Annotated in this window: 23 protein-coding genes, 1 pseudogene and 1 other annotated feature; of the genes and pseudogenes, 6 read left to right on the plus strand and 18 right to left on the minus strand. The window is 54.9% G+C overall.

Annotated features, from left to right (window positions below):
* Positions 1-6: 6 nt before the first annotated feature.
* Positions 7-933 carry a bifunctional riboflavin kinase/FAD synthetase gene (gene ribF, locus IM290_RS00545; protein WP_063659353.1) on the minus strand — a complete coding sequence of 309 codons (927 nt, stop codon included), beginning with the start codon at positions 931-933 and terminating at the stop codon, positions 7-9.
* Between the two features lie 7 nt (positions 934-940).
* Positions 941-1,146: pseudogene (locus tag IM290_RS21545) on the minus strand (DUF2575 domain-containing protein); the annotation flags it as partial.
* Positions 1,147-1,261: 115 nt separating this feature from the next.
* Here IM290_RS21545 and rpsT point away from each other — a divergent pair.
* Entirely contained in the window at positions 1,262-1,525 is a 264-nt protein-coding gene (rpsT, locus tag IM290_RS00550) for a 30S ribosomal protein S20 (RefSeq protein ID WP_003856458.1), read from the plus strand.
* 58 nt (positions 1,526-1,583) lie between these two features.
* On the opposite strand, the gene nhaR is transcribed toward rpsT, so the two are convergent.
* The 4 genes from nhaR to dnaK all read right to left on the minus strand — a co-directional run bounded on the left by nhaR (position 1,584) and on the right by dnaK (position 7,037).
* Complete coding sequence (gene nhaR / locus IM290_RS00555; RefSeq protein ID WP_003856462.1) at positions 1,584-2,483, minus strand: transcriptional activator NhaR; 900 nt, start codon at positions 2,481-2,483, stop codon at positions 1,584-1,586.
* Between the two features lie 59 nt (positions 2,484-2,542).
* A complete protein-coding gene (gene nhaA, locus IM290_RS00560) occupies positions 2,543-3,718 on the minus strand; it encodes a Na+/H+ antiporter NhaA (protein ID WP_193042041.1) in 1,176 nt (391 codons plus the stop codon).
* Positions 3,719-3,890: 172 nt separating this feature from the next.
* Positions 3,891-5,036, minus strand: coding sequence for a molecular chaperone DnaJ (gene dnaJ, locus IM290_RS00565; RefSeq protein WP_014830600.1), 1,146 nt, complete (start codon positions 5,034-5,036; stop codon positions 3,891-3,893).
* An 87-nt stretch (positions 5,037-5,123) separates the two neighbouring features.
* The gene (dnaK, locus tag IM290_RS00570) at positions 5,124-7,037 is read right to left on the minus strand and encodes a molecular chaperone DnaK (protein WP_006810169.1); all 1,914 of its coding nucleotides are present in this window, start codon (positions 7,035-7,037) and stop codon (positions 5,124-5,126) included.
* A gap of 296 nt (positions 7,038-7,333) precedes the next feature.
* Here dnaK and satP point away from each other — a divergent pair, with 296 nt between their 5' ends.
* A complete protein-coding gene (gene satP / locus IM290_RS00575) occupies positions 7,334-7,900 on the plus strand; it encodes an acetate uptake transporter (protein WP_003856474.1) in 567 nt (188 codons plus the stop codon).
* Here satP and IM290_RS00580 read toward each other — a convergent pair.
* The 3 genes from IM290_RS00580 to tal form a co-directional block, all read right to left on the minus strand.
* A complete protein-coding gene (locus IM290_RS00580) occupies positions 7,877-9,199 on the minus strand; it encodes an MFS transporter (protein ID WP_193042040.1) in 1,323 nt (440 codons plus the stop codon). The genes satP and IM290_RS00580 overlap by 24 nt on opposite strands.
* 122 nt (positions 9,200-9,321) lie before the next feature.
* Entirely contained in the window at positions 9,322-9,909 is a 588-nt protein-coding gene (gene mog, locus IM290_RS00585) for a molybdopterin adenylyltransferase (protein ID WP_003856479.1), read from the minus strand.
* A 110-nt stretch (positions 9,910-10,019) separates the two neighbouring features.
* Complete coding sequence (gene tal / locus IM290_RS00590) at positions 10,020-10,973, minus strand: transaldolase (protein WP_003856481.1); 954 nt, start codon at positions 10,971-10,973, stop codon at positions 10,020-10,022.
* A gap of 262 nt (positions 10,974-11,235) precedes the next feature.
* On the opposite strand from tal, the gene IM290_RS00595 reads away from it, so the two are divergent.
* Together IM290_RS00595 and yaaA are read left to right on the plus strand one after the other, a co-directional pair.
* Positions 11,236-12,669 carry a sodium:alanine symporter family protein gene (locus IM290_RS00595; RefSeq protein WP_193042039.1) on the plus strand — a complete coding sequence of 478 codons (1,434 nt, stop codon included), beginning with the start codon at positions 11,236-11,238 and terminating at the stop codon, positions 12,667-12,669.
* A 66-nt stretch (positions 12,670-12,735) separates the two neighbouring features.
* Positions 12,736-13,509: a peroxide stress protein YaaA gene (gene yaaA, locus IM290_RS00600; protein WP_193042038.1), complete on the plus strand. Its 774-nt coding sequence runs from the start codon at positions 12,736-12,738 to the stop codon at positions 13,507-13,509.
* Positions 13,510-13,541: 32 nt separating this feature from the next.
* Here the strand turns inward: yaaA and IM290_RS00605 are convergent, their stop codons facing one another.
* The 7 genes from IM290_RS00605 to yjjY form a co-directional block, all read right to left on the minus strand.
* Positions 13,542-13,829 (minus strand): DUF2502 domain-containing protein, encoded by a 288-nt coding sequence (locus IM290_RS00605; protein ID WP_015572627.1) that lies wholly within the window; start codon positions 13,827-13,829, stop codon positions 13,542-13,544.
* 248 nt (positions 13,830-14,077) lie between these two features.
* Positions 14,078-15,364 (minus strand): threonine synthase, encoded by a 1,287-nt coding sequence (gene thrC, locus IM290_RS00610; protein ID WP_193042037.1) that lies wholly within the window; start codon positions 15,362-15,364, stop codon positions 14,078-14,080.
* A gap of 3 nt (positions 15,365-15,367) precedes the next feature.
* On the minus strand, positions 15,368-16,297 hold the full coding sequence (gene thrB / locus IM290_RS00615; protein WP_022650380.1) for a homoserine kinase: 930 nt from the start codon (positions 16,295-16,297) through the stop codon (positions 15,368-15,370).
* A gap of 1 nt (position 16,298) precedes the next feature.
* On the minus strand, positions 16,299-18,761 hold the full coding sequence (gene thrA / locus IM290_RS00620) for a bifunctional aspartate kinase/homoserine dehydrogenase I (protein ID WP_193042036.1): 2,463 nt from the start codon (positions 18,759-18,761) through the stop codon (positions 16,299-16,301).
* Between the two features lie 24 nt (positions 18,762-18,785).
* Positions 18,786-18,903 (minus strand) — a sequence feature (Thr leader region).
* Positions 18,842-18,910 (minus strand): thr operon leader peptide, encoded by a 69-nt coding sequence (gene thrL / locus IM290_RS00625; protein WP_015572623.1) that lies wholly within the window; start codon positions 18,908-18,910, stop codon positions 18,842-18,844. It overlaps the preceding feature by 62 nt.
* 211 nt (positions 18,911-19,121) lie before the next feature.
* A complete protein-coding gene (locus IM290_RS00630) occupies positions 19,122-19,808 on the minus strand; it encodes a tRNA/rRNA methyltransferase (protein WP_023295898.1) in 687 nt (228 codons plus the stop codon).
* Positions 19,809-20,207: 399 nt separating this feature from the next.
* Positions 20,208-20,348 carry a protein YjjY gene (gene yjjY / locus IM290_RS00635; protein ID WP_001541509.1) on the minus strand — a complete coding sequence of 47 codons (141 nt, stop codon included), beginning with the start codon at positions 20,346-20,348 and terminating at the stop codon, positions 20,208-20,210.
* A gap of 95 nt (positions 20,349-20,443) precedes the next feature.
* Between yjjY and arcA the strand changes: the two genes are divergently transcribed.
* A complete protein-coding gene (arcA, locus tag IM290_RS00640; RefSeq protein ID WP_003856501.1) occupies positions 20,444-21,160 on the plus strand; it encodes a two-component system response regulator ArcA in 717 nt (238 codons plus the stop codon).
* A gap of 48 nt (positions 21,161-21,208) precedes the next feature.
* On the opposite strand, the gene creA is transcribed toward arcA, so the two are convergent.
* The gene (gene creA / locus IM290_RS00645; RefSeq protein ID WP_017383825.1) at positions 21,209-21,679 is read right to left on the minus strand and encodes a protein CreA; all 471 of its coding nucleotides are present in this window, start codon (positions 21,677-21,679) and stop codon (positions 21,209-21,211) included.
* Between the two features lie 214 nt (positions 21,680-21,893).
* On the opposite strand from creA, the gene robA reads away from it, so the two are divergent.
* Positions 21,894-22,763, plus strand: coding sequence for an MDR efflux pump AcrAB transcriptional activator RobA (robA, locus tag IM290_RS00650; protein WP_193042035.1), 870 nt, complete (start codon positions 21,894-21,896; stop codon positions 22,761-22,763).
* Here the strand turns inward: robA and gpmB are convergent.
* Positions 22,760-23,407 carry a 2,3-diphosphoglycerate-dependent phosphoglycerate mutase GpmB gene (gene gpmB, locus IM290_RS00655; RefSeq protein ID WP_006810187.1) on the minus strand — a complete coding sequence of 216 codons (648 nt, stop codon included), beginning with the start codon at positions 23,405-23,407 and terminating at the stop codon, positions 22,760-22,762. The two genes, robA and gpmB, sit on opposite strands and share 4 nt — an antisense overlap.
* Between the last annotated feature and the right edge of the window lie 4 nt (positions 23,408-23,411).

Genomic DNA, 23,411 nt, shown 5'->3' on the forward strand with positions numbered 1-23,411 from the left:
CCGGGTTCAAAGCCCAAAAAACTCGCGGGCCGTTAATTCATCTCGCGCGATTTGCGCCTTAAGTTCATCCAGCGAAGCGAATCGCTGTTCATTGCGTATTTTTTTACGCAGTATCACATCTATATGGCGACCATACAGGTCCATTACAACGTCCAGCAGGTGTACTTCTAACTGTTGACGCACACCGGCAACCGTTGGACGTGTGCCAATGTTGGCGACGCCGTAGAAAGGCTTCTCGCCCAGCCCTGCCACTTCCACCGCATAGACCCCTTTAACCGGGGAGACCTGACGACGCAGCGGTATATTCGCCGTCGGGAAACCTATCGTGCGGCCCAGCGCATCGCCATGGACCACGCGACCTGAAATTGTGAACGGGTGACCCAGCAGCGTTTCTGCCTTGTCCAGTTCATCGTTCGCCAGCGCCTGACGTACCGCCGTGCTGCTTACGCGCACGCCGCCCTCACAGAAGGTCATCGTGCTGGTGACGTCAAACCCGTACTCCAGGCCAGCCTTCTGTAATAACAAGAAATCGCCCTGACGACCAGCGCCAAAGCGGAAATCATCGCCCACGGCGAGAAACTGCACGCCAAGCTGCCTGACCAACAGGTCGCTGACAAAATTTTGTGCGGTCAGCGCGGCAAACCGACGGTCGAACCGTACGCACAGGACGTAGTCCACCCCTGACTCCGCCAGGTAGCGTAACTTCTCGCGCAGACGCGTCAGCCGCGCGGGGGATTTCTCGCCTGCAAACAGCTCCAGCGGCTGAGGCTCGAAAATCATCACCACGACGGGCAGGCCTCGCGCCTCGCCTTCTTTACGCAATCCCTGCAACAGCGCCTGATGCCCACGATGCACGCCGTCAAAATTACCAATGGTCAGCACGCACCCGTGCGGGGCTTGACTGAGATTATGTATGCCGCGTATCAGCTTCATGACTGGCTCAAAACAGTGAAAATCGCCAAAGTATACCTTGTACAGCGGTTAAGGTTAACCGGCGATTGTTCACGCTAAACAGAAAGCCGTATGATTTCATCACGCTGACCTTTCACAGCAAAAAAATCTGTCCGCGAACTGCGATTTTTACGCCGAAAAGCTGTATTCACGAACGACAAGCTGGTAGAATCCTGCGCCATCACTACGTAACGTAGCGTCGCCACATTAACGGCGCTTATTTGCACAAATCCATTGACAAAAGAAGGTATAGAGGGCATATTCCTCGGCCTTTGAATTGTCCACATAGATCATATTTGGGAGTTGGACCTTGGCTAATATCAAATCAGCTAAGAAACGTGCCGTTCAGTCTGAAAAGGCTCGTAAGCACAATGCAAGCCGTCGCTCTATGATGCGTACTTTCATCAAGAAAGTATACGCAGCTATCGAAGCTGGCGACAAAGCTGCAGCGCAGAACGCATTTAACGAAATGCAACCAATCGTGGATCGTCAGGCTGCTAAAGGTCTGATCCACAAAAACAAAGCAGCGCGTCATAAAGCAAACCTGACCGCGCAGATCAACAAACTGGCTTAATCGCCACTTGTTGTTGCTTGTTTGAAAGAACCCGCTTAACGCGGGTTTTTTTATGTCTTCAGATTGCCGGCGGCGTAAAAAGCGCCGAATAGTCGCGATTGCAGATTCGCTGCACCGCCGGGTGCTGAATCATCCTTTCGGCGAATATGGCGTGATACTCTTCCATCACGTTATCCACCCTGCCGATCTCGGTAATTTTGTCGTCTGAATAGAGATCGTGCGCGTACAGCGTCGGAGCAACGAAGATAGCGTTATGCGCTTCGCCAAAGGCTTTCATCAGCGCCGCATCGTCGAACTCACCGAGAATTTCTACGTTCAGCCCCTGCGAGTTAAACCAGTTCAGCAGCTTACGTCCGAGCATGGACCGCCGACCCGGCACCAGCAAGCGGCGCTCTTCCAGGCAGGCCGGAAACGGTTTTTCCGGTGGCGGATTGATGCACCAGAAACTGACGCCGCATTCGCCAATTTTCACCGAGAACAAGCCTTCCTGCTGCGTGGAATCGATAGGGCAATCCGAAATAATCATATCCAGCTTATGCTGGCTCAGCTGTTCCAGCAGCATCTCGTGAGTGGATTCAAAGCAGCGTAAATGGATCTGTTCATCTTCCACCACCGCCGCATCCAGCACGCCACTCACCAGCCGTTTGGACAGCGCATCCGCCACCCCCACGTCAAAAAGCAGGTTAGACTCTTTGCGGTAGTTGACGATATCCAGCATCTCCTGGCTCAGGGTGAACATTTTATCCGCATAGCGGAACACCAGCTCGCCCAGCTCACTGGGCTCAATCCCACGGCCCTTGCGCTTGAACAACTTGCCCTGTAACCGCTCTTCCAGGGCTTTGATTTGCCCGGTAATGGTTTGTGGCGTCAGGTAAAGCGCTTCTGCCGCCCCCACGACCGAGCCCTGTTTATAAACGTGCCAGAAGTAATAAAGATGGTTGTAATTCAAATGAGACATCGCGTGTTCTCTCCCTGAGTGTGTATCGGGAGAAGGAGCCCCCTCCTCCCGGTTTTCCGTTATGCCTGGACAGCCTGTCCGGACAATTTCACCTTCAACAAGGTATAACCAATGGCTGCGGCCAGTAATGACCCGATGAGAATGCCGAGTTTTGCCCAGACGATAAGCTCAGGCGCGTTTGCGCCAAACGCCAGCGTCGAGATAAAGATCGACATGGTGAATCCAATACCGCACAGCACGCCGACGGCCATAATCTGGCTAAAGGTGGTCCCGTTTGGCAATGACGCCAGCTTCAGCTTCAGCGCCAGCCAGCAGAACAGGCTGATACCCAGCGGCTTACCGATAAACAGACCGGCGATGATACCCAGCGGCAGCACGGAGGTGAGTCCGTCCAGGGTAACCCCGGCCAGGGAAACTCCCGCGTTGGCAAACGCAAACAGCGGCAGGATCATAAAACCCACCCACGGATGAAGCACATGCTCCAGCTGTCTGGCAGGCGATTTGCCGTCCTGCTCCTTCAGCGGAATAAAGAAGCCAACGATGACGCCCGCCAGCGTGGCATGCACGCCAGACTTCAGCACCGCCGTCCACAGCACCATGCCCACCAGAATATAAATACCCGTACGTCGGACGTTGAAGACGTTCAGCAAGGCCAGCACCACAATAGCCACGGCCGCCACGCTCAGCGACAGAACCGACAGATCGCTGGTGTAGAACAGCGCGATAATCACGATAGCGCCCAGATCATCGATAATCGCCAGCGCCATCAGGAAAATTTTCAGTGCTACCGGGACGCGGCTACCGAGCAAGGCTAAGACCCCGAGCGCAAACGCGATATCCGTTGCGGCCGGGATCGCCCAGCCGTCACGCGCAACCGGATCCTGCCACGCAAACACGAGAAAGAGCAACGCCGGAACGATCATCCCGCCAATCGCCGCGATCACCGGAAACGCCGCGCGCTGACGGCTGGCAAGCGAACCGATCACCAGCTCACGTTTAACCTCCAGACCCACCAGCAGGAAGAACACCGCCATCAGCGCATCGTTGATCCACAGCAGCATGTTCTTGTTAATTTCCAGCGCCCCGACTTTCAGCTCGACGGGCGTTTCCAGAAATGCGTGATAGAGATCGCGCGTCATGCCCATATTGGCGAGCAGCATAGCGGCCGCAGCAGCAATAATCAGGATGACGCCGCCGGATGCCTCACTGCTAAAGAAACGGTGTAGTAATTTCACGTTTAAACTCTCTTTTACAACAATACCTCGGTAAAACCATAATATCAGCGCAAACAGATCGGTAAAAACAGATTAATATTGGGTATATATTCAGTTTAACCGAGGAATAACGCTATAAACAAAAAGCCCGGAATCGCTTCCGGGCTTTAAAGGATAGTAACCAGCTGGCGGGTTAGCGGGTTAAATCGTCGAAGAATTTTTTGACGCCATCGAAGAAGCTTTTGGAGCGCGGACTGTTTTTCTCGCCCGTCGGGCCACCAAAACTCTCCTGAAGCTCTTTCAGCAGCTGTTTCTGCTTGTCGTTCAGGCCGACCGGCGTTTCCACGACCACGCGGCATAACAGGTCACCCTGCGCGCCACCGCGAACGGATTTAACGCCTTTGCCGCGCATGCGGAACAGCTTCCCGGTCTGGGTTTCGCCAGGGATTTTCAGGTTAACGCGACCGTCCAGCGTCGGCACTTCGATTTCGCCACCCAGCGCCGCCATCGCAAAGTTGATCGGCACTTCACAGTACAGGTTGTTACCTTCACGCTCGAAGATGGCGTGCTGCTTCACCTGAACCTGAACGTACAGATCGCCTGCCGGTGCGCCGTGCTCGCCGGCTTCACCCTCACCTGCCAGACGGATGCGGTCGCCCGTATCCACCCCTGCCGGGATCTTAACGGACAGCGTTTTGGTTTTCTCCACGCGACCGTGACCGTGGCATTTGGTGCACGGATCTTTAATCAGCGTACCGCGACCATGACAGTGCGGACAGGCCTGCTGCACCGCGAAGAAGCCCTGGCGCATCTGCACCTGACCGGAACCGTGACAGGTTGGGCAGGTCTGTGGCTGAGTCCCCGCTTTCGCGCCGCTGCCGTGGCAAACGTCACACTCTTCCAGCGTCGGAATACGGATCTCTTTGGTGACGCCGCGAACCGCTTCTTCAAGCGTCAGCTCCATGTTGTAGCGCAGGTCTGCGCCGCGCGCCGCGCGCTGACGACCACGCCCGCCGCCGAAGATATCGCCAAATACATCACCAAAGATATCGCTGAAATCAGCGCCGCCGCCGAAGCCGCCGCCACCAAATCCACCGCCGCCCATGCCGCCCTGTTCAAAGGCCGCGTGACCATACTGGTCATAGGCCGCACGTTTTTGTGCATCGGTCAGGACTTCGTAGGCTTCTTTAATCTCTTTAAATTTGGCTTCAGCCTCTTTGTCACCCTGATTACGGTCAGGGTGGAATTTCATGGCCAGGCGCTTATACGCCTTTTTGATTTCACGCTCTTCCGCAGTTTTCGGAACGCCTAAAATCTCGTAATAGTCTTGCTTTGCCATTGGTTTTTTTAAGCCCCTTAACATGCGAGCACGGGCGTGGAGAATTCTCCTACGCCCGTGCCGATTACTTACCCTGCATCAGGGCGATTATTTTTTGTCTTTCACTTCTTCGAACTCAGCGTCGACAACATCGTCGTCTTTCGCGTTGTTCTGGGAAGCATCAGCGCCCGCCTGCTGCTGTGCGTGCTGCTGCTGAGCGATTTCCATCAGCTTCTGAGAAACCTGTGCCAGCTCCTGCATCTTCGCTTCGATGTCCGCTTTGTCTTCGCCTTTCAGAGACGTTTCCAGCGCGCTCAGTGCAGTTTCGATCGCAGTTTTGTCTTCCGCTGGCAGTTTATCGCCCGCTTCTTCAACCTGCTTACGGGTGCTGTGCAGCAGATGGTCACCCTGGTTACGGGTCTGAACCAGCTCTTCGAACTTACGGTCGGATTCCGCGTTAGCTTCGGCATCACGAACCATTTTTTCGATTTCCGCTTCGTTCAGGCCAGAAGATGCCTTGATGGTAATCTTCTGCTCTTTACCGCTGTTTTTGTCTTTCGCAGACACGTGCAGGATACCGTCAGCATCGATGTCGAAGGTGACTTCGATCTGTGGCATGCCGCGTGGTGCCGGGTTAATACCGTCCAGGTTGAACTGACCCAGAGATTTGTTATCCGCCGCGCGCTTACGCTCACCCTGAATCACATGGATGGTTACCGCAGACTGGTTGTCTTCAGCGGTAGAGAACACCTGGCTGTGTTTCGTCGGGATAGTGGTGTTTTTGTTGATGAGCGGAGTCATCACCCCACCCATGGTTTCGATACCCAGAGACAGCGGGGTAACGTCCAGCAGCAGTACGTCTTTTACTTCACCCGTCAGAACACCACCCTGAACCGCAGCACCGATAGCAACCGCTTCGTCCGGGTTCACGTCTTTACGTGGCTCTTTACCAAAGAACTCAGCCACTTTCTTCTGAACCATTGGCATACGGGTCTGACCCCCTACCAGGATAACGTCCTGAATGTCAGACACGGACAGGCCAGCGTCCTGCAATGCAACTTTCAGTGGCTCGATAGAACGGTTCACCAGGTCTTCTACCAGGCTTTCCAGTTTCGCACGGGTCACTTTGATGTTCATGTGTTTTGGACCGGTCGCGTCTGCGGTGATGTACGGCAGGTTCACGTCGGTCTGCTGAGCGGAAGACAGCTCGATCTTCGCTTTCTCAGCGGCTTCTTTCAGTCGCTGCATGGCCAGCGGGTCGTTACGCAGGTCAATGCCCTGATCTTTCTTGAACTCGTCAACGAGGTAGTTGATCAGACGGGTATCGAAGTCTTCACCACCCAGGTGGGTATCACCATTGGTTGCCAGAACTTCGAAGGTTTTTTCGCCGTCAACGTCGTCGATTTCGATAATAGAGATATCGAAGGTACCACCACCCAAGTCGTAAACCGCGATAGTACGGTTGCCAACTTCTTTATCCAGACCGTAAGCCAGTGCTGCTGCGGTTGGTTCGTTGATGATACGTTTTACTTCCAGACCTGCGATACGGCCAGCATCTTTGGTTGCCTGACGCTGAGCATCGTTGAAGTAAGCAGGTACGGTGATAACAGCTTCAGTTACCGGTTCACCCAGGTAATCTTCCGCGGTTTTCTTCATTTTCTTCAGCACTTCAGCAGAGATCTGCGGAGGTGCCGTTTTGGTGCCTTTCACATCAAGCCATGCATCGCCGTTATCGGCTGCGATGATTTTGTAAGGCATGATGGAAACGTCACGCTGAACTTCTTCGTCCTGGAAGCGGCGGCCAATCAGGCGTTTGATCGCAAACAGGGTATTTTGCGGGTTTGTCACGGCCTGACGTTTAGCCGGCTGACCAACCAGAGTTTCACCATCCTGGGTATAAGCAATGATAGAAGGCGTGGTGCGATCGCCCTCGGCGTTCTCCAGCACACGTGCAGTAGTGCCATCCATAATCGCTACACAAGAGTTGGTAGTACCCAGGTCGATACCAATAATTTTACCCATCTAAACGTCTCCACTAAAAATTCAGTCAACATGTGGTTGTGTACCTGTAATAAGGGCAGAACGTGCTTTTTCAACTGCCCAGATTTGATTTTTTTCAGGTCCACACACTGCGGTTGCTTACAAGATGGGGTCACAACGGCATCCATCAAGGGGGAAGGATAAAAAATTTTTTAATTTCACCCCGGTGAGATCATAGACGGCGTCGATGCCGCCCATTATGATGCCGCGCCCCGTCAGGTAGAACTGGCGCGGGTTTAACCATTTCACCATATTAATGATGATTTTTTTGAGGACTTATGGGCAACACTAAGTTGGCTAATCCGGCTCCGCTGGGCCTGATGGGTTTTGGCATGACCACCATTCTGCTGAACCTGCACAATATCGGGATGTTCCCGATGGACGGCATTATCCTGGCGATGGGCATTTTTTACGGCGGTATCGCACAGATCTTTGCGGGCCTGCTGGAATATAAGAAAGGCAACACCTTCGGCTTAACCGCCTTTACCTCTTACGGTTCCTTCTGGCTGACTCTGGTCGCAATTCTGCTGATGCCTAAAATGGGCCTGGCAGAGGCGGCAAACGCCCATTTCCTGGGCGTGTACCTGGGACTGTGGGGCGTGTTCACCCTGTTCATGTTCTTCGGTACCCTTAAGGCGAACCGCGCACTGCAATTCGTCTTCCTGAGCCTGACCGTACTGTTCGCTCTGCTGGCCATCGGTCACCTGGCGGATAACGAAGGCATCGTTCACGTTGCCGGCTGGGTAGGTCTGGTTTGCGGCGCAAGCGCAATCTACCTGGCCATGGGTGAAGTGCTGAACGAGCAGTTCGACCGCACCATTCTACCGATTGGTGAAAAACACTGATCCCTCTGTCGTGCCCGCGTCGCGGGTACGACGTCCCTCTGACTGGCGAAGCCACACCCCCAAAACCAGTCCCATCAGCGATAACGCCAGCACGTACCACGCAGGTGCAAGGAGTGACACCCCCATCAACACCGTCACCACAATCGGGGTCAGCCCACCGAAAATGGCATACGAGACATTATAAGAGAAAGAGATCCCAGTGAAGCGTACCTCCGGCGGGAAGGCGCGGACCATTACGTACGGTACGGCGCCAACGACGCCCACGCACAGCCCGACGACACCGTACAGCAGGAACAGCTGTTCAGGATGGGTGCCCGCAAGATGATAAAATGCCCAACTCGACGCAGCCAGAAGCAGACTGCCGACAATAAAGGTCGCGCTTGCGCCAAAACGATCCGCCGCCAGCCCGGCGGCCAGACAGCCAAAGCAGAGCATAATTGTCGCGATACTGTTCGCCTGTAACGTCACGGCAGGCGCAAAACCGTACTGTTTTTGCAGCCAGACCGGCGACATCAAAATGACCACCACGATCCCCGCAGACAGCAGCCAGGTCAGAAGCATCGACACCACTACCGCTTTTTTATGCCGCACTACTACGGTTTTCACCGGCAGTTCTTGCGCCAGCGCCTTCCGCTGCTGCATTTCCAGAAATATTGGCGTCTCCTGCAACCAGCGTCGCAGGTACATCGCCACCAGCCCAAACGCCCCGCCCAGCAGGAACGGTATACGCCAGCCCCAGTCGTGAACGGCCTGTTGCGTCATGCTGGTATTGATGATGGTTGCAACCACGGAGCCAAGCAGGATCCCGATCGTCAGCCCTGCGGTCAGCGTTCCGCACGCAATGCCGACGCGGCGCACCGGGACGTGCTCAGCGACAAACACCCAGGCGCCCGGCACTTCCCCGCCGATGGCCGCGCCCTGGAGAATACGCATCAGCAGCAGCAATAACGGGGCGATAATGCCCATCGACTCATAGGTAGGCAAAAGCCCAATCGCCAGCGTCGGCACGGCCATAAGCAGGATGCTGAGGGTAAACATCTTCTTGCGCCCAACCAGATCGCCAAAGTGCGCCATGACAATGCCGCCCAGCGGACGCGCCAGATAGCCGGCAGCGAAAATGCCGAAGGTTTGTACCTGACGCAGCCATTCCGGAATATCCGCCGGGAAAAACAGCGCCCCCACAACGGCGGCGAAGAAGACAAAGATGATGAAGTCGTAAAACTCCAGCGCGCCGCCCAGGGCAGCGAGCGTGAGGGTTTTGTAGTCCTGTCGATTCAGAGGTCGGGTGTTATGTGACATAGCGAACCATTGTGCATGTGTTGTGGATTATTTTTTACAGCAATCGTAAATAAAAAATTACTATATCGTAAATCCATTTACACGCTACCGCGGCTGGCGCTAATGTCACATTTTAAAGAATTTCAGGAGATTGTTTCGCGGCGAGCGCTTTTAGGGCGAAATGCTGCTACCACGTTGCCGTCAGTTTCCACATACGGACCGTCAAGCAGTTGTATACAATACGGTACACTTGCAAAGATACCGTGGACGATAACGCTGCCGTCCTCGGCTTTTACCCCTTCCAACGTCTCTTTTATCGACTTCGGCTGCCCCGGCAGGTTCAGGATCAGCGCCTGTTTGCGGATCACCCCGACCTGACGGGAAAGAATGGCCGTCGGGACAAAGTGTAGACTGATCTGGCGCATCTGCTCACCGAAGCCCGGCATTTCACGATCGGCGATAGCCAGCGTCGCGTCCGGCGTTACATCGCGGCGCGCGGGGCCGGTTCCGCCCGTCGTCAGCACCAGGTGGCAGCTCATCTCATCCACCAGTTCACACAGGGTTTGCTCGATGATCGGCTGCTCGTCCGGGATCAGGCGAGTCTGGATCTCAAACGGGGTAGTGAGCGCGCTGCCCAGCCACGCTTCCAGAGCAGGGATGCCTTTATCCTGATAAACACCGCTGGAGGCGCGGTCAGAAATCGACACTAAGCCGATGCGTAAGGTATTCATATCCATTCCATTCAAAAAGTACTGATTAAAGGGAATGATACACGCAGAGAGAAAATTCAGACAGAGGCGGGGGAAAGACGCGTGACCGGGAACCCGGTCACGCAGAATGATTACAGCAGGTCGCCGATCATTTTTTCCAGTTTTTCCTGGTCGATAGCAAACTTACGGATACCGTCCGCCAGTTTATCTACGGCCATTGGATCCTGGTTGTGCTGCCACAGGAACTCGGACTCGGTGATGCGCTCAGGGCGTGCTTTCACTTCGCCGGTGTAGGACAGTTTACGCTCGATAGCACCTTCGCTTTCTGCCAGCTCTTTCAGCAGCGCAGGAGCGATGGTCAGGCGGTCACAGCCAGCCAGCTCGATGATTTCGCCGACGTTACGGAAGCTTGCGCCCATAACAACGGTCTCATAGCCGTGCTGTTTGTAGTATTCGTAGATTTCAGTCACTGAAATCACGCCTGGATCTTCAGACGCCGCGTACTCTTTCTTGTCGGTGTTGGCTTTGTACCAGTCCAGAATACGGCCCACGAACGGAGAAATCAGGTATACGCCAGCTTCGGCACATGCACGCGCCTGCGCGAAGGAGAACAGCAGAGTCAGGTTACAGTTGATGCCTTCTTTTTCCAGCTGCTCAGCAGCGCGGATGCCCTGCCAGGTAGACGCCAGTTTGATCAGGATACGGTCATTGCTGATGCCCGCATCGTTGTACAGTTTGATCAGGCGTTTTGCTTTTGCGATAGACGCTTCGGTGTCGTAGGACAGGCGAGCATCAACTTCGGTAGAGATACGGCCAGGAACGAGCTTCAGGATTTCCAGACCGATGTTCACTGCCAGTTTGTCAGTAGCATCCACAACCTGCTGCGCGCGGTCATTGCTCTGTGCTTTTGCCCAGGTCACCGCCTCGTCGATCAGTTTGCGATACTCAGGGATCTGCGCGGCGTTAAGGATCAGAGAAGGGTTGGTTGTGGCATCCTGCGGCTGGTACAGCTTCATTGCCGCGATATCTCCGGTGTCAGCGACGACAGTGGTGAACTGACGAAGGGAGGTCAATTTATCCGTCATGATAGTGTTTCTCTTTTAACGTGCCCTGGATAATTCACACTACCGACAGCTTGCCAGCAGCGGAAAAATGACAGGTTTACTTGTTAGGGGGATGTAACCGGTCTGCCCTGATGATAACACGAGTGAGAGGCAGCGCAACCGCAGACAGTGCGCTTAGGCAGAGTATGATAAACTCAGAATATTAACAGGCTGCTAAGTAACAGCATGCACAATCAGTGGTAGCGCTTACATATTCACTTTGGCATCAACAAGAGGGACGTTAGTGCCTGATTTCTTTTTCTTTATCAACGAAGTCCTCTGGGGTTCGATCATGATATACCTGCTTTCAGGAGCAGGTATCTGGTTTACGTGGCGCAGCGGTCTGATTCAGTTTCGCTATATCCGCAAATTTGGCAGAAGTCTGAAAAACAGCGTCACCCCACAGCCGGGCGGCCTGACCTCGTTTCAGGCGCTCTGTACCAGCCTGGCCGCGCGCGTCGGCAGCGGTAACCTGGCCGGTGTCGCGCTGGCGATCGGCGCGGGCGGTCCGGGCGCGGTATTCTGGATGTGGGTGACGGCGATTATCGGTATGGCCACCTCCTTTGCTGAATGCTCGCTTGCGCAACTCTACAAAGAAAAAGACGGCAAAGGTCAGTTTCGCGGCGGTCCCGCCTGGTATATGGCTCGCGGGCTGGGAATGCGCTGGATGGGCGTTCTGTTCTCGATCTTTTTGCTGATTGCCTATGGCCTTATTTTCAATACCGTTCAGGCAAATTCCGTCGCCCACGCGCTGCGCTTTGCCTTCAATTGTCCGGAGTGGCTGACGGGCGGCGCGCTTGCCCTTCTCACCCTGCTGACCATTGTGACCGGGCTCAAAGGGGTTGCCCGCCTGATGCAGTGGCTGGCTCCGCTGATGGCGCTGCTGTGGGTGTCCACCAGCCTGATGGTATGCGCGATACATATCGACGAGGTGCCGAACGTCATCGTCACCATTTTCCAAAGCGCGTTCGGCTGGCGCGAAGCGGCTTCCGGCGCGCTGGGTTACACCCTTAGCCAGGCACTCACTGCGGGTTTTCAGCGGGGTATGTTCTCCAACGAAGCGGGAATGGGCTCCACGCCGAATGCCGCCGCAGCGGCCGCATCCTGGCCCCCACATCCCGCCGCGCAGGGCATTGTACAGATGATTGGCGTCTTCACAGACACCATTGTTATCTGCTCCGCCAGCGCGATGATAATGCTGCTGGCCGGTGCCGCTGAACAACCGTCCGGTAGTACGGCAGGCATTCATTGGGTACAACAGGCGCTGGTCTCCCTCGTCGGCGGCTGGGGCGCGGGCCTTGTCGCACTTGTCGTGGGACTTTTTGCCTTTAGTTCCATTGCGGTGAACTATATCTATGCCGAAAACAACCTTATCTTCCTGAAAGTTGACTCGCGTCTGGCCCGCAACATCCTTCGCGCGGGCGTGCTGGCGATGGTGTTTGTAGGTTGCCTGCTCAGCATGCCGATGATCTGGCAAATAGCGGACGTCATTATGGCGCTGATGGCCATCACGAACCTGACGGCCATTTTGCTGCTTTCACCGGTTGTGGCGCTGATCGCGCGCGATTATCTGCGTCAGCGCAAGCTCGGCGTACCGCCCGTCTTTGACGCCTCACGCTATCCCGAAATCGAGTCACAAATTGCCCCTGGCACCTGGGATGATTTGCCGCGGCAATAACAGCTATCGATCAATTCAGGGCGATTTTTTGTTAAAGTCGCTCTAAATTTCCTGCAAGGACTGGATATGCTGATTCTGATTTCACCTGCCAAAACGCTCGACTACCAGAGCCCGCTCGCCACTGAGCGTTATACCCAGCCGGAATTGCTGGACTACTCGCAACAGCTGATCCACGAGACGCGTAAGCTTTCGGCTCCGCAAATCGCTTCGCTGATGAGCATCAGCGATAAACTCGCCGACCTGAATGCCACCCGTTTTCATGAGTGGCAGCCTGACTTCACGCCCGCCAACGCCCGCCAGGCGCTGTTGGCCTTCAAAGGTGACGTCTACACTGGCCTGCAAGCAGAAACGTTTAGCGAAGCCGATTTCGATTTTGCCCAGCTGCATCTGCGCATGTTATCCGGCCTGTACGGGGTGCTGCGACCGCTGGATCTGATGCAACCGTATCGTCTGGAGATGGGTATCCGCCTGGAAAACGCTAAAGGTAAAGATCTGTACCAGTTCTGGGGCGATGTCATTACCGACAAGCTTAACGCGGCGCTGCAAGCCCAGGGGGACAACGTGGTGATCAACCTGGCCTCCGATGAGTACTTCAAATCGGTGAAGCCTAAGAAGCTGGATGCGGACATTATCAAGCCGATATTCCTCGACGAGAAAAACGGCAAATTTAAAGTGATCAGCTTCTACGCCAAAAAAGCGCGCGGTCTGATGAGCCGCTTCATCATTCAAAACCGTCTGACGAAGCCAGAGCAGCTCACTGGCTTTAACAGTGAAGGGTATTTTTTCGACGAGGCATCGTCAGGAAAAAACGAGCTGGTGTTTAAGCGTCACGAGCAATAAAAAGACAACCCCGCCAGCTGGCGGGGTTTGTGTTAATGGTGCTTCCGGTCCGGGCCCGGGCGACGATCGTCATGACGGTGGTGATCGTCACGATCGCGATGTTCATCGTGCGGACGCCAGTGGTTATCGCGCCAGTCATAGTGCGCTTTCCACCAGTCATGGTCGCGCCAGCGGCCGCCATCCCAGTAGTGCCCGTTATTATCCCGATCGCCAATTTGCAGTTTTACCGCTGGCACGAGGGTGATCTCAGCTGCCTGCACCGCCATGGGAGCGACCAGCATCAGTGAAAGCGCGATAAGTGCAGGTTTCAGTGTAGACATAGGTGACTCCTTATTCTTCTTGCCCAACGTGGGCCGATGTAAGGAGAGTACGTGATGGGAACGGGGGATGTTATTCTCTGCAATCCTAAACGCTAAGTGACCGCATTTATTGGGAATTTCTGCTTTTTTCCTGCTGTTTTTCTCCTTAATTTCTTCACAAAAAAGCCGGGTGGCGCTGCGCTTACCCGGCCTACGATGAGTTCGCCGTTGTAGGCCCGGTAAGGCGAAGCCGCCACCGGGCAGCACAATCACGCTCGGGTCATCATCAGCTTACGCAGCTCGGCAAAGTCTGCGGGCAGCTCATGAGACAGCAGCGGCAGGTCGGCGCGCTCGGCCAGCTCTTTTGGCAGCGGCAGCGTTTCCCCCAGGATCGCTTCCACGCTCTCTTTGAACTTGGCCGGATGGGCGGTGCCGAGGAACAGGCCATACTCACCCGGTTGAAGCTGATCGCGCAGGGCACGATAGGCAATCGCCGCGTGCGGCTCAGAGGTATAGCCCACCGCTTTCAGCTCGCGCATGGTGGCTTTAGTGGTTTCGTCCGTCACCGCTGCGTAACCCAGATCGCCCAGACGCCAGACCTTACGGCGGAACAGCTCTTCCACACGCGGCCAGTTGTTAGGCTGTGACACATCCATCGCATTGGAGAGCGTGGCCTGAGTCGCGTTCGGCGCCCATTTTCCGTCCTTCAGGAAACGCGGCACGGTGTCGTTGGCGTTGGTGGCGGCGATAAAGCGCTTCACCGGCAGGCCGAGTGATTTCGCCAGCAGGCCTGCCGTCAGGTCGCCGAAGTTCCCACTTGGCACGGAAACCACCAGCTGATTGCGCGCGTCCTGCGGCAGCTGCGCCACCGCTTCGAAGTAGTAGCAGATCTGCGCCAGCAGACGGCTGATGTTGATGGAGTTGGCAGAGTTCAGCCCCAGCGCCGCCTTCAGATCTTCGTCATCGAAGGCCTGCTTCACCAGCGCCTGACAGGCATCGAAATCGCCGTCGATCGCCACGGTTTCAATGTTGCCCCCAAGGGTGCAGAACAGTTTTTCCTGAAGCGGGCTGATTTTGCCTTTCGGATAAAGGATCACCACGCGGACGTTTTTCAGGCCGTAGAACGCATGGGCCACCGCCGCTCCGGTATCGCCTGAAGTCGCGGTAAGAATGGTCACCTGTTTGTCGCCGCTGATGTGGGTCAGCATCTGCGCCATAAAGCGACCGCCGAAATCTTTGAACGCCAGCGTCGGACCGTGGAACAGCTCCAGACAACCAACGTCAGGCTCCACCTGCTTCACCGGCGCCGGGAAAGCAAACGCCGCACGCACGCGTTCTTCGAGCAGCTCCTGCGGGATTTCGTCGCCGATAAAGGCAGACAGAATTTTGGTGCTGCGGGTGACAAAGTCCTGCTTCAGCAGCTCATCGATTTCGGTCAGCTGAAATTCCGGCAGGTCGTGGGGGAAGAACAGCCCCTGATTTTTGCCAAGCCCCTGCGTTACCGCCTGCGCGAAGCTGACCTGCTCGTTATGATCTTTAAGGTTGTAGAGTTTCATTCGTTATCCCAGTACTCGTGCGCCAGCCGTGTCCAGACGGCAAATATGAACAAAGCCTTCCTGATTTTGCAGGTAGTGTTTAGAGAGCCAGTCCGCCACGCGCTGCGCGGTGTCTGGCTTGTCGCATAAGGCGAACAGCGTCGGGCCGGAGCCGGAGATGCCGCACGCCTGTGCGCCGATATCCATGGATGCCTGTCGCGCTTCGTTAAAGCCCGGCAGCAGCTTCGTGCGATACGGCTCGGCAATGACGTCTTTCATCAGTTTCGCCGCCAGCTGCGGCTGACGGGTGTAGCAGGCGTGAATAAAGCCCGCCAGATGACGCCCGTGGGCGATACAGTCCTGACGACGATACTGCGCTGGCAGGATCGCACGCGCTTCGGCGGTAGACACTTTAATGCCCGGATAGGCCAGCACCCACAGCCACTCATCAAACCCTGGCACCTGCTGGCTGATGATGCCATTTTCTTCAATCATCAGCTGCATGCCGCCAAGGAAGCACGGCGCCACGTTATCATAATGAATGCTGCCGGAGATGCGCCCTTCCAGCTCGCCCATCAGTGCCAGCAGACGGCTGTTGTTCAGCGGCTTGCCGCAATGCTCATTCATCGCCACCAGCGCGGCGACCACCGAGCAGGCGCTCGAGCCCAGCCCCGAACCAATCGGCATGCTCTTTTCCAGCGTCATGGCGACCGGCACGTTTTTGCCGATCTCCTGACAGAAGCGTTCCCAGCACTGATAAACGATATTCTCGCGCGGTTCAGACGGCAGCTTACTGGCGAAGCGGCCGATGTTATTCAGGCTGAAGCGCTCTGCCGCCTCAACCGTAACCGTATCGCCCAGCAGCGAACCGTCCACCGGCGTGACCGCCGCGCCCAGCACGTCAAATCCGACGCTCATATTGGCGCTGGAAGCCGGGGCATATACTTTAACCATCTTAAACTCCTAACTTCCATGACAGGGTACGCAGCAGATCGGCAAACACGCCCGCCGCCGTCACATCATTCCCTGCGCCATAGCCGCGAAGCACCAGCGGCAGTGGCTGATAATAATGGCTGTAGAACGCCAGGGCGTTCTCGCCGTTTTTCACCTTGTACAGCGGATCGTTGCCATCCGCTTCGGCAATCTTCACCCGGCAGACGCCGTCTTCTTCAATGTTGCCAACATAGCGCAATACCTTACCTTCATCACGGGCTTTCGCAACGCGTGCGGCAAAGGCGTCGTCAAGCTGCGGCAACCTGGCCATAAAGGCGCTGACGTCACCGCTGTCATCAAATTCTGCTGGCAGCACCGGCTCAATCACGATATCCGAAAGCTCCAGCTCGCGGCCAGTTTCGCGGGCCAGGATCAGCAGCTTACGCGCCACGTCCATGCCGGAGAGGTCGTCGCGCGGATCCGGCTCGGTGTAGCCCAGCTCGCGCGCGGCGCGGGTGGCTTCCGACAAGCTCATCCCTTCGTCCAGCTTGCCGAAGATAAACGACAGGGAGCCGGAGAGGATGCCGGAGAAACGCTGTAGTTCGTCGCCCGCGTTCAGCAGGTTTTGCAGGTTCTCGATGACCGGCAGGCCCGCGCCCACGTTGGTGTCATACAGAAACTTACGGCGCGACTTACTCGCCGCCAGCCGCATCTGATGATAGTAATCCATCGACGAGGTGTTGGCCTTTTTGTTCGGCGTCACCACGTGGAACCCTTCGCGCAGGAAATCCGCGTACTGATCGGCCACCGCCTGGCTGGAGGTACAGTCAACGATCACCGGGTTAAGCAGGTGATATTCTTTCACCAGGCGGATCAGGCGGCCCAGGTTAAATGGCTCTTTCGCCTCTTCCAGCTCCGCCTGCCAGTTTTCCAGATTCAGACCGTGGACGTTAGTCAGCAACGCTTTCGAGTTCGCAATGCCGCAAACGCGCAAATCGATATGTTTCTTCTTAAGCCACTCCTGCTGGCGCTTCACCTGCTCCAGCAGCGCGCCACCGACACCACCGACGCCCACCAGGAACAGCTCAATCACCTGGTCGGTGTTGAACAGCATCTGATGCACCACGCGCACGCCGGTAGTGGCGTCATCGTTATCCACGACAACGGAAATGGAACGCTCTGATGAGCCCTGGGCAATCGCCACGATATTGATATTAGCCCGCGCCAGCGCGGCAAAGAATTTGGCGGAGATACCGCGCAGGGTGCGCATGCCGTCGCCGACCACCGAGATAATCGCCAGACGCTCCTGAATCGAGAGCGGCTCCAGCAGCTCTTCTTTCAGCTCCAGATAGAACTCTTCTTCCAGCGCGCGACGGGCACGCAGGCAATCACCCTGCGGAACGCAGAAGCTGATGCTGTATTCGGAAGAAGACTGCGTGATCAGCACCACGGAGATCCCGTTGCGGGACATAGCGGCAAAGACGCGTGCCGCCATACCGACCATGCCCTTCATCCCCGGGCCGGAGACGCTGAACATCGCCATGTTATTGAGGTTAGAAATGCCTTTCACCGGCAGGTCATCTTCATCCGCGCTGGCGCCAATCAGCGTGCCCGGCGCCTGAGGGTTACCGGTATTCTTAATCAGGCAAGGGATTTGGAACTGGGCAATCGGGGAGATGGTACGCGGGTGAAGAACTTTAGCGCCGAAGTAGGAAAGCTCCATCGCTTCCTGGTACGACATCGACTTCAGCAGCCTGGCGTCCGGTACCTGGCGCGGATCGCAGGTATAAACGCCGTCGACGTCAGTCCAGATCTCACAACAGTCTGCGCGTAAACAGGCGGCCAGCACGGCGGCGGAGTAGTCAGAGCCGTTACGCCCCAGCACCACCAGTTCGCCCTTCTCGTTACCGGCGGTAAAGCCTGCCATCAGGATCATATGGTCAGACGGGATTTTGCTCGCCGCAATACGACGTGTCGACTCGGCAATGTCGACGGTGGATTCAAGGTAGTGGCCCACAGCCAGCAGTTTTTCAACCGGATCGATGACCGTCACGTGGTGACCGCGCGCTTCCAGCACGCCTGCCATGATGGCGATAGAGAGTTTTTCACCCCGGCAAATCAGCGCCGCGTTGATGCTGTCCGGGCACTGACCAAGCAGGCTGATACCGTGAAGAACGTGTTTAATCTGGGCAAATTCAAGTTCAACGGTGCTTTTCAGCTGCGCCAGCGGGAAACCAGGCTGGGCGTCGGCCAGCCCCTGAAGCAGATCGGCAAAGATACGCTCGGCGTCGCTGATGTTCGGTAGTGCATCCTGACCACCGATGGTTTTTTCAATCATCGCCACCAGGTGGTTCGTGATTTTGGCCGGGGCAGAGAGCACGGTGGCAACCTGCCCCTGCCTGGCGTTGCTTTCCAGGATATCGGCAACACGCAGAAAACGTTCTGCATTTGCCACTGACGTACCGCCGAACTTCAACACTCGCATGGTTCTACCTCATTTCCTTTAGCCGAAAAAAAAGCCCGCACTGTTCAGGTGCGGGCTTTTTTCTGTTTTTCCTGTACGCGTCAGCCCGCATCGTTACCTGTGGTAATGATGATGGTTGTAGTAATGGTGGTGATGCTGATGCGTTTCATGGATGTTGTGTACTCTGTCATTATTATCTGTCTGTGCTCTATTCTTTTAGGGTTAAAGGATCGAGCCCCTTAAGTCAATGAATTTTTAATTCGATCACAATTCGGGACATTCTCACGTCCCGCTGCGCGCAGATTTATTTTCATCGGAATACCCCAGATGCAACCCCAGACATCAGCAGGATCGGCCATAATAAAAACCTATGACACTATTTTACTCGGCTAATTTTTTTTCAATATCATGAAGCAATCGGTGCAGCATTGCCGTATCGCGCTGCTCAAGACGCCCCAGGCGCTGCTGTAACCAGTCCACCATTTTCTGATCGTCAGCGACGCCCAACTGCTCAAGAAGGTTATTTGCACGAACACGCAGTGCCGCCAGCTGGTTTTCATCCGAAACTGTCACCGGTGGCTGAGAAATTTGTATTAAGGATGCTAATTGATAGCAATAGACCATCACCGCCTGCCCCAGATTGAGTGACGGATAATCCGCCACCATCGGCGCGCCCGTCAGCACGTCAGCCAGCTCCAGCTCTTCGTTAGTCAGCCCGGAATCTTCTCGCCCAAACACCAGCGCGGCTTTCTCCAGCCACTGGCTTTTCTCTTCCAGCATCGGCACCAGTTCAGCAGGCGTGGCGTAATAGTGAAACTTCGCCCGGCTGCGCGCGGTCGTCGCGACGGTAAACGAAATATCGTGGAGTGCGTCGGCGAGCGTAGCGTAAGTGGTTATATTATCGAGAATATCACCCGAACCGTGCGCAACCCAGCGCGCAGCAGGCTCCAGATGCGCCGTGCTGTCCACAATACGCAAATCGGTAAAACCCATAGTCTTCATGGCACGCGCCGCAGCGCCAATATTTTCAGCTCTTGCTGGTGCCACCAGCACAATCGACAGATGCATTTACGCTCTCTTTTTAATCAGTTAGCAGGTAAAAATGTGATTCAGTTCAACATATTACGCAGCACGAATTTACAATTTTGCAACACAAATCACCGAAATAGCGTTTCATAACAATTAAAAAAAGCTAAACTATTTTGTGGCTGAACAATCAGTTAGAATGTTAACAGAAGTCCATTATCCTTATGTTTTGTAATGATAATGACCATATGAATACTCTTTTCTGATTGGATTCGTACCGTTTATCAATCAATGTCCGCAACTAGTTGGTTTATTGAAAAATTGTGACAAAGGCTAGCATTCAGCTACGATGATTTCATCAAACTGTTAACGTGCTACAATTGAACTTGATATATGTCAACGAAGCGTAGTTTTATTGGGTGTCCGGTGTCACTTAGCCTGTTATGTTGCTGTTAAAATGGTTAGGATGACAGCCGTTTTTGACACTGTCGGGTCCAAAGGGAAAGTACCCACGACCAAGCTAATGATGTTGTTGACGTTGATGGAAAGTGCATCAAGAACGCAATTACGTACTTTAGTCACGTTAAGCCGATCATGTTAATTTGCGACATGCATCAGGCAGGTCAGGGACTTTTGTACTTCCTGTTTCGATTTAGTTGGCAATTTAGGTAGCAAACATGCAGACCCCGCACATTCTTATCGTTGAAGACGAGTTGGTAACACGCAACACGTTAAAGAGCATTTTCGAAGCAGAAGGCTACGATGTCTTTGAAGCGACCGATGGCGCAGAGATGCATCAGATCCTTTCTGAAAATGATATCAACCTGGTGATTATGGATATCAACCTGCCGGGCAAAAACGGGCTTCTTCTGGCGCGCGAACTGCGTGAACAGGCGAACGTCGCGTTGATGTTCCTGACGGGCCGTGACAACGAGGTTGATAAAATTCTTGGTCTGGAAATCGGCGCGGATGACTACATCACCAAGCCGTTCAACCCTCGCGAGTTAACCATTCGTGCACGCAACCTGCTGTCCCGCACCATGAATCTGGGTACGGTAAGTGAAGAGCGTCGTAGCGTCGACAGCTACAAATTCAACGGCTGGGAACTTGATATCAATAGCCGTTCGCTGATTAGCCCGAACGGTGAGCAGTACAAACTGCCGCGCAGTGAATTCCGCGCGATGCTGCACTTCTGCGAGAACCCGGGCAAGATTCAGTCCCGTGCAGAACTGCTGAAGAAAATGACCGGTCGTGAGTTGAAGCCACACGATCGTACCGTTGACGTAACCATCCGTCGTATTCGTAAGCACTTCGAATCTACGCCGGATACGCCGGAAATCATCGCCACGATCCATGGTGAAGGCTATCGTTTCTGCGGTGACCTCCAGGAGTAATTCTCCCGTCACGCAGTAAAAAACGGCGCATTTGCGCCGTTTTTTTTATCAATGCCACGGCATAATCGGTACCGCGCTTATCGCGTTTTTCGGTGAGCCGTCCACGACTTTGTCGGAATAAGCCAGATAAGCCAGGGTGTTACGCTTCGCGTCATAAAAACGGACCACCTGTAGCTTTTTGAACACCAGCGAGGTCCGTTTCTGGAATACGACGTCGCCCTGCGCTTTGCCGTTTTTGATTTTGTCACTCAATTCCACCGGGCCAACCTGCTGGCAGGAGATGGCCGCGTCAGACGTGTCTTCAGCCAGCCCCAGGCCGCCTTTAATCCCGCCGGTCTTTGCCCGGCTGACATAGCAGGTGACGTTTTTAACGTCCGGATCGTCAAAGGCTTCCACCACAATTTTGTGGTCCGGCCCAAACATTTTAAACACAGTATCCACGGAGCCAATTTGCTCCGCCTGTGCCACGCGCCCTGCCATCAGCGCCAGTGCTGCAAAGACTAAAACCTTGTATTTCATATTGTTACCATTCATAAAAATTACGCTGAGCGATTATTCAACAGGTTAGATAAAAATGTAGCAAGATCACAGGATTAGAATATATCCGCACATAAATCACTACAAAAAGCATTTATGCGCAAAAAAAACACTGAATGCTAAAACGTCAAAAAATGCTATTATCCGCTAACCTGTAAACAGGCACCTGCGGCAGTTTTAAGGATGAGGATAGTATATGGATCAGGCTGGAATTATTCGCGACCTGCTCACCTGGCTGGAAGGTCATCTCGACCAGCCTTTGTCACTGGATAATGTGGCGGCAAAAGCAGGCTATTCCAAGTGGCATCTGCAAAGGATGTTCAAGGATGTCACCGGTCATGCTATCGGTGCCTATATTCGCGCACGTCGTTTATCAAAGTCTGCTGTCGCGTTGCGCCTGACCGCGCGACCAATCCTGGATATTGCCCTGCAATATCGCTTCGATTCACAGCAAACCTTCACCCGCGCGTTTAAAAAACAGTTCTCGTTAACGCCAGCGCTTTATCGCCGCTCGCCGGACTGGAGCTCCTTTGGTATGCGCCCGCCGCTGCGTCTGGGCGAGTTTGCGATGCCAAAATATGAAATTATCACCCTGCCGGAAACGCACCTGGTCGGCACCACGCAGAGCTACTCCTGTTCCCTGGAGCAGATCTCCGAGTTCCGCCATCAGATGCGCGTTCAGTTCTGGCGCGAATTTTTAAGCCATGCTCCGGCGATCCCGCCGATTCTGTATGGCCTGAACGAAACGCATCCCAGCCAGGAAAAAGACGACGAGCAGGAGGTGTTCTATACCACGGCGCTGACGCCTGACATGGCGAACGGTTACATTCATGGCTCGAAGCCTGTCGTGGTGGAAGGCGGCGAGTATGTGATGTTCTCATACGAAGGTTTAGGATCGGGCGTTCAGGAGTTCATCCTGACCGTTTACGGGACCTGCATGCCGATGCTGAATCTGAATCGCCGTAAAGGTCAGGACATTGAGCGCTACTATCCGGCGCAAGATGCTAAACCGGAAGAAGGCCCTATCAATCTGCGTATGGAATTCCTGATTCCGGTACGTCGTTAACGCTGCAACTCATCCAGTGCAGGGGCATCAAGATGCGAAATGTCCCCTGCCATCTCAACTACCCACCCCGATGCCAGCCAGGCACTTTCCTGATAGTCGATACGGGAAATGGAACAGTTGCGCAGACGCAAACGGCGTTCGGCGTAAGCCGGCAGTCCCAGAATGGTGCTCACCAGGCAACCCAGCGCGATACCGTGGCTTACCAGCAGCGGTCGGCTACCTGCCGGGAGTTTCAGGCACTCGGCCAGCGCGGCATGCATGCGCACGCTCAGCTCCTGCATGGATTCCCCTTCAGGGATGCGACCATCTTCAGTGCCGTTCACCAGCGTGCGGCGCCAGCCTTCTTCGGTTTCCGTCAGCGTATCGATAGGACGTTTTTCCAGCACGCCCATATCCAGCTCGCGCAGACGCGGTTCGAGGGTCACGTCGCAGCCACAGGCATCGGCGATGATGCGTGCCGTCTGCTGCGTGCGGCCTAAATCACTGGAGATGACGTGAGTGATACCCAGCGTTCTGGCGCGCTCCGCCACCTGCCATGCTTGCTGCACACCTTTGTCGGTGAGAGGACTATCTGACTGGCCTTGAATACGTCGCTCGGCGTTCCACTGCGTTTCACCGTGGCGAACAAGGTATACCTGTAACATGCTT

The sequence above is a fragment of the Enterobacter cloacae complex sp. S1 genome (genome assembly GCF_014930525.1).
Classification (GTDB): Bacteria; Pseudomonadota; Gammaproteobacteria; order Enterobacterales; family Enterobacteriaceae; genus Enterobacter; species Enterobacter hormaechei_C.

Coding starts and splice junctions, on each gene's coding strand:
- ribF (WP_063659353.1), bottom strand. CDS start 933: ATGAAGCTGATACGCGGCATACATAATCTCAGTCAAGCCCCGCACGGG.
- nhaR (WP_003856462.1), bottom strand. CDS start 2,483: ATGTCTCATTTGAATTACAACCATCTTTATTACTTCTGGCACGTTTAT.
- dnaJ (WP_014830600.1), bottom strand. CDS start 5,036: ATGGCAAAGCAAGACTATTACGAGATTTTAGGCGTTCCGAAAACTGCG.
- dnaK (WP_006810169.1), bottom strand. CDS start 7,037: ATGGGTAAAATTATTGGTATCGACCTGGGTACTACCAACTCTTGTGTA.
- satP (WP_003856474.1), top strand. CDS start 7,334: ATGGGCAACACTAAGTTGGCTAATCCGGCTCCGCTGGGCCTGATGGGT.
- IM290_RS00580 (WP_193042040.1), bottom strand. CDS start 9,199: ATGTCACATAACACCCGACCTCTGAATCGACAGGACTACAAAACCCTC.
- mog (WP_003856479.1), bottom strand. CDS start 9,909: ATGAATACCTTACGCATCGGCTTAGTGTCGATTTCTGACCGCGCCTCC.
- tal (WP_003856481.1), bottom strand. CDS start 10,973: ATGACGGATAAATTGACCTCCCTTCGTCAGTTCACCACTGTCGTCGCT.
- yaaA (WP_193042038.1), top strand. CDS start 12,736: ATGCTGATTCTGATTTCACCTGCCAAAACGCTCGACTACCAGAGCCCG.
- IM290_RS00605 (WP_015572627.1), bottom strand. CDS start 13,829: ATGTCTACACTGAAACCTGCACTTATCGCGCTTTCACTGATGCTGGTC.
- thrC (WP_193042037.1), bottom strand. CDS start 15,364: ATGAAACTCTACAACCTTAAAGATCATAACGAGCAGGTCAGCTTCGCG.
- thrB (WP_022650380.1), bottom strand. CDS start 16,297: ATGGTTAAAGTATATGCCCCGGCTTCCAGCGCCAATATGAGCGTCGGA.
- thrA (WP_193042036.1), bottom strand. CDS start 18,761: ATGCGAGTGTTGAAGTTCGGCGGTACGTCAGTGGCAAATGCAGAACGT.
- IM290_RS00630 (WP_023295898.1), bottom strand. CDS start 19,808: ATGCATCTGTCGATTGTGCTGGTGGCACCAGCAAGAGCTGAAAATATT.
- arcA (WP_003856501.1), top strand. CDS start 20,444: ATGCAGACCCCGCACATTCTTATCGTTGAAGACGAGTTGGTAACACGC.
- creA (WP_017383825.1), bottom strand. CDS start 21,679: ATGAAATACAAGGTTTTAGTCTTTGCAGCACTGGCGCTGATGGCAGGG.
- robA (WP_193042035.1), top strand. CDS start 21,894: ATGGATCAGGCTGGAATTATTCGCGACCTGCTCACCTGGCTGGAAGGT.
- gpmB (WP_006810187.1), bottom strand. CDS start 23,407: ATGTTACAGGTATACCTTGTTCGCCACGGTGAAACGCAGTGGAACGCC.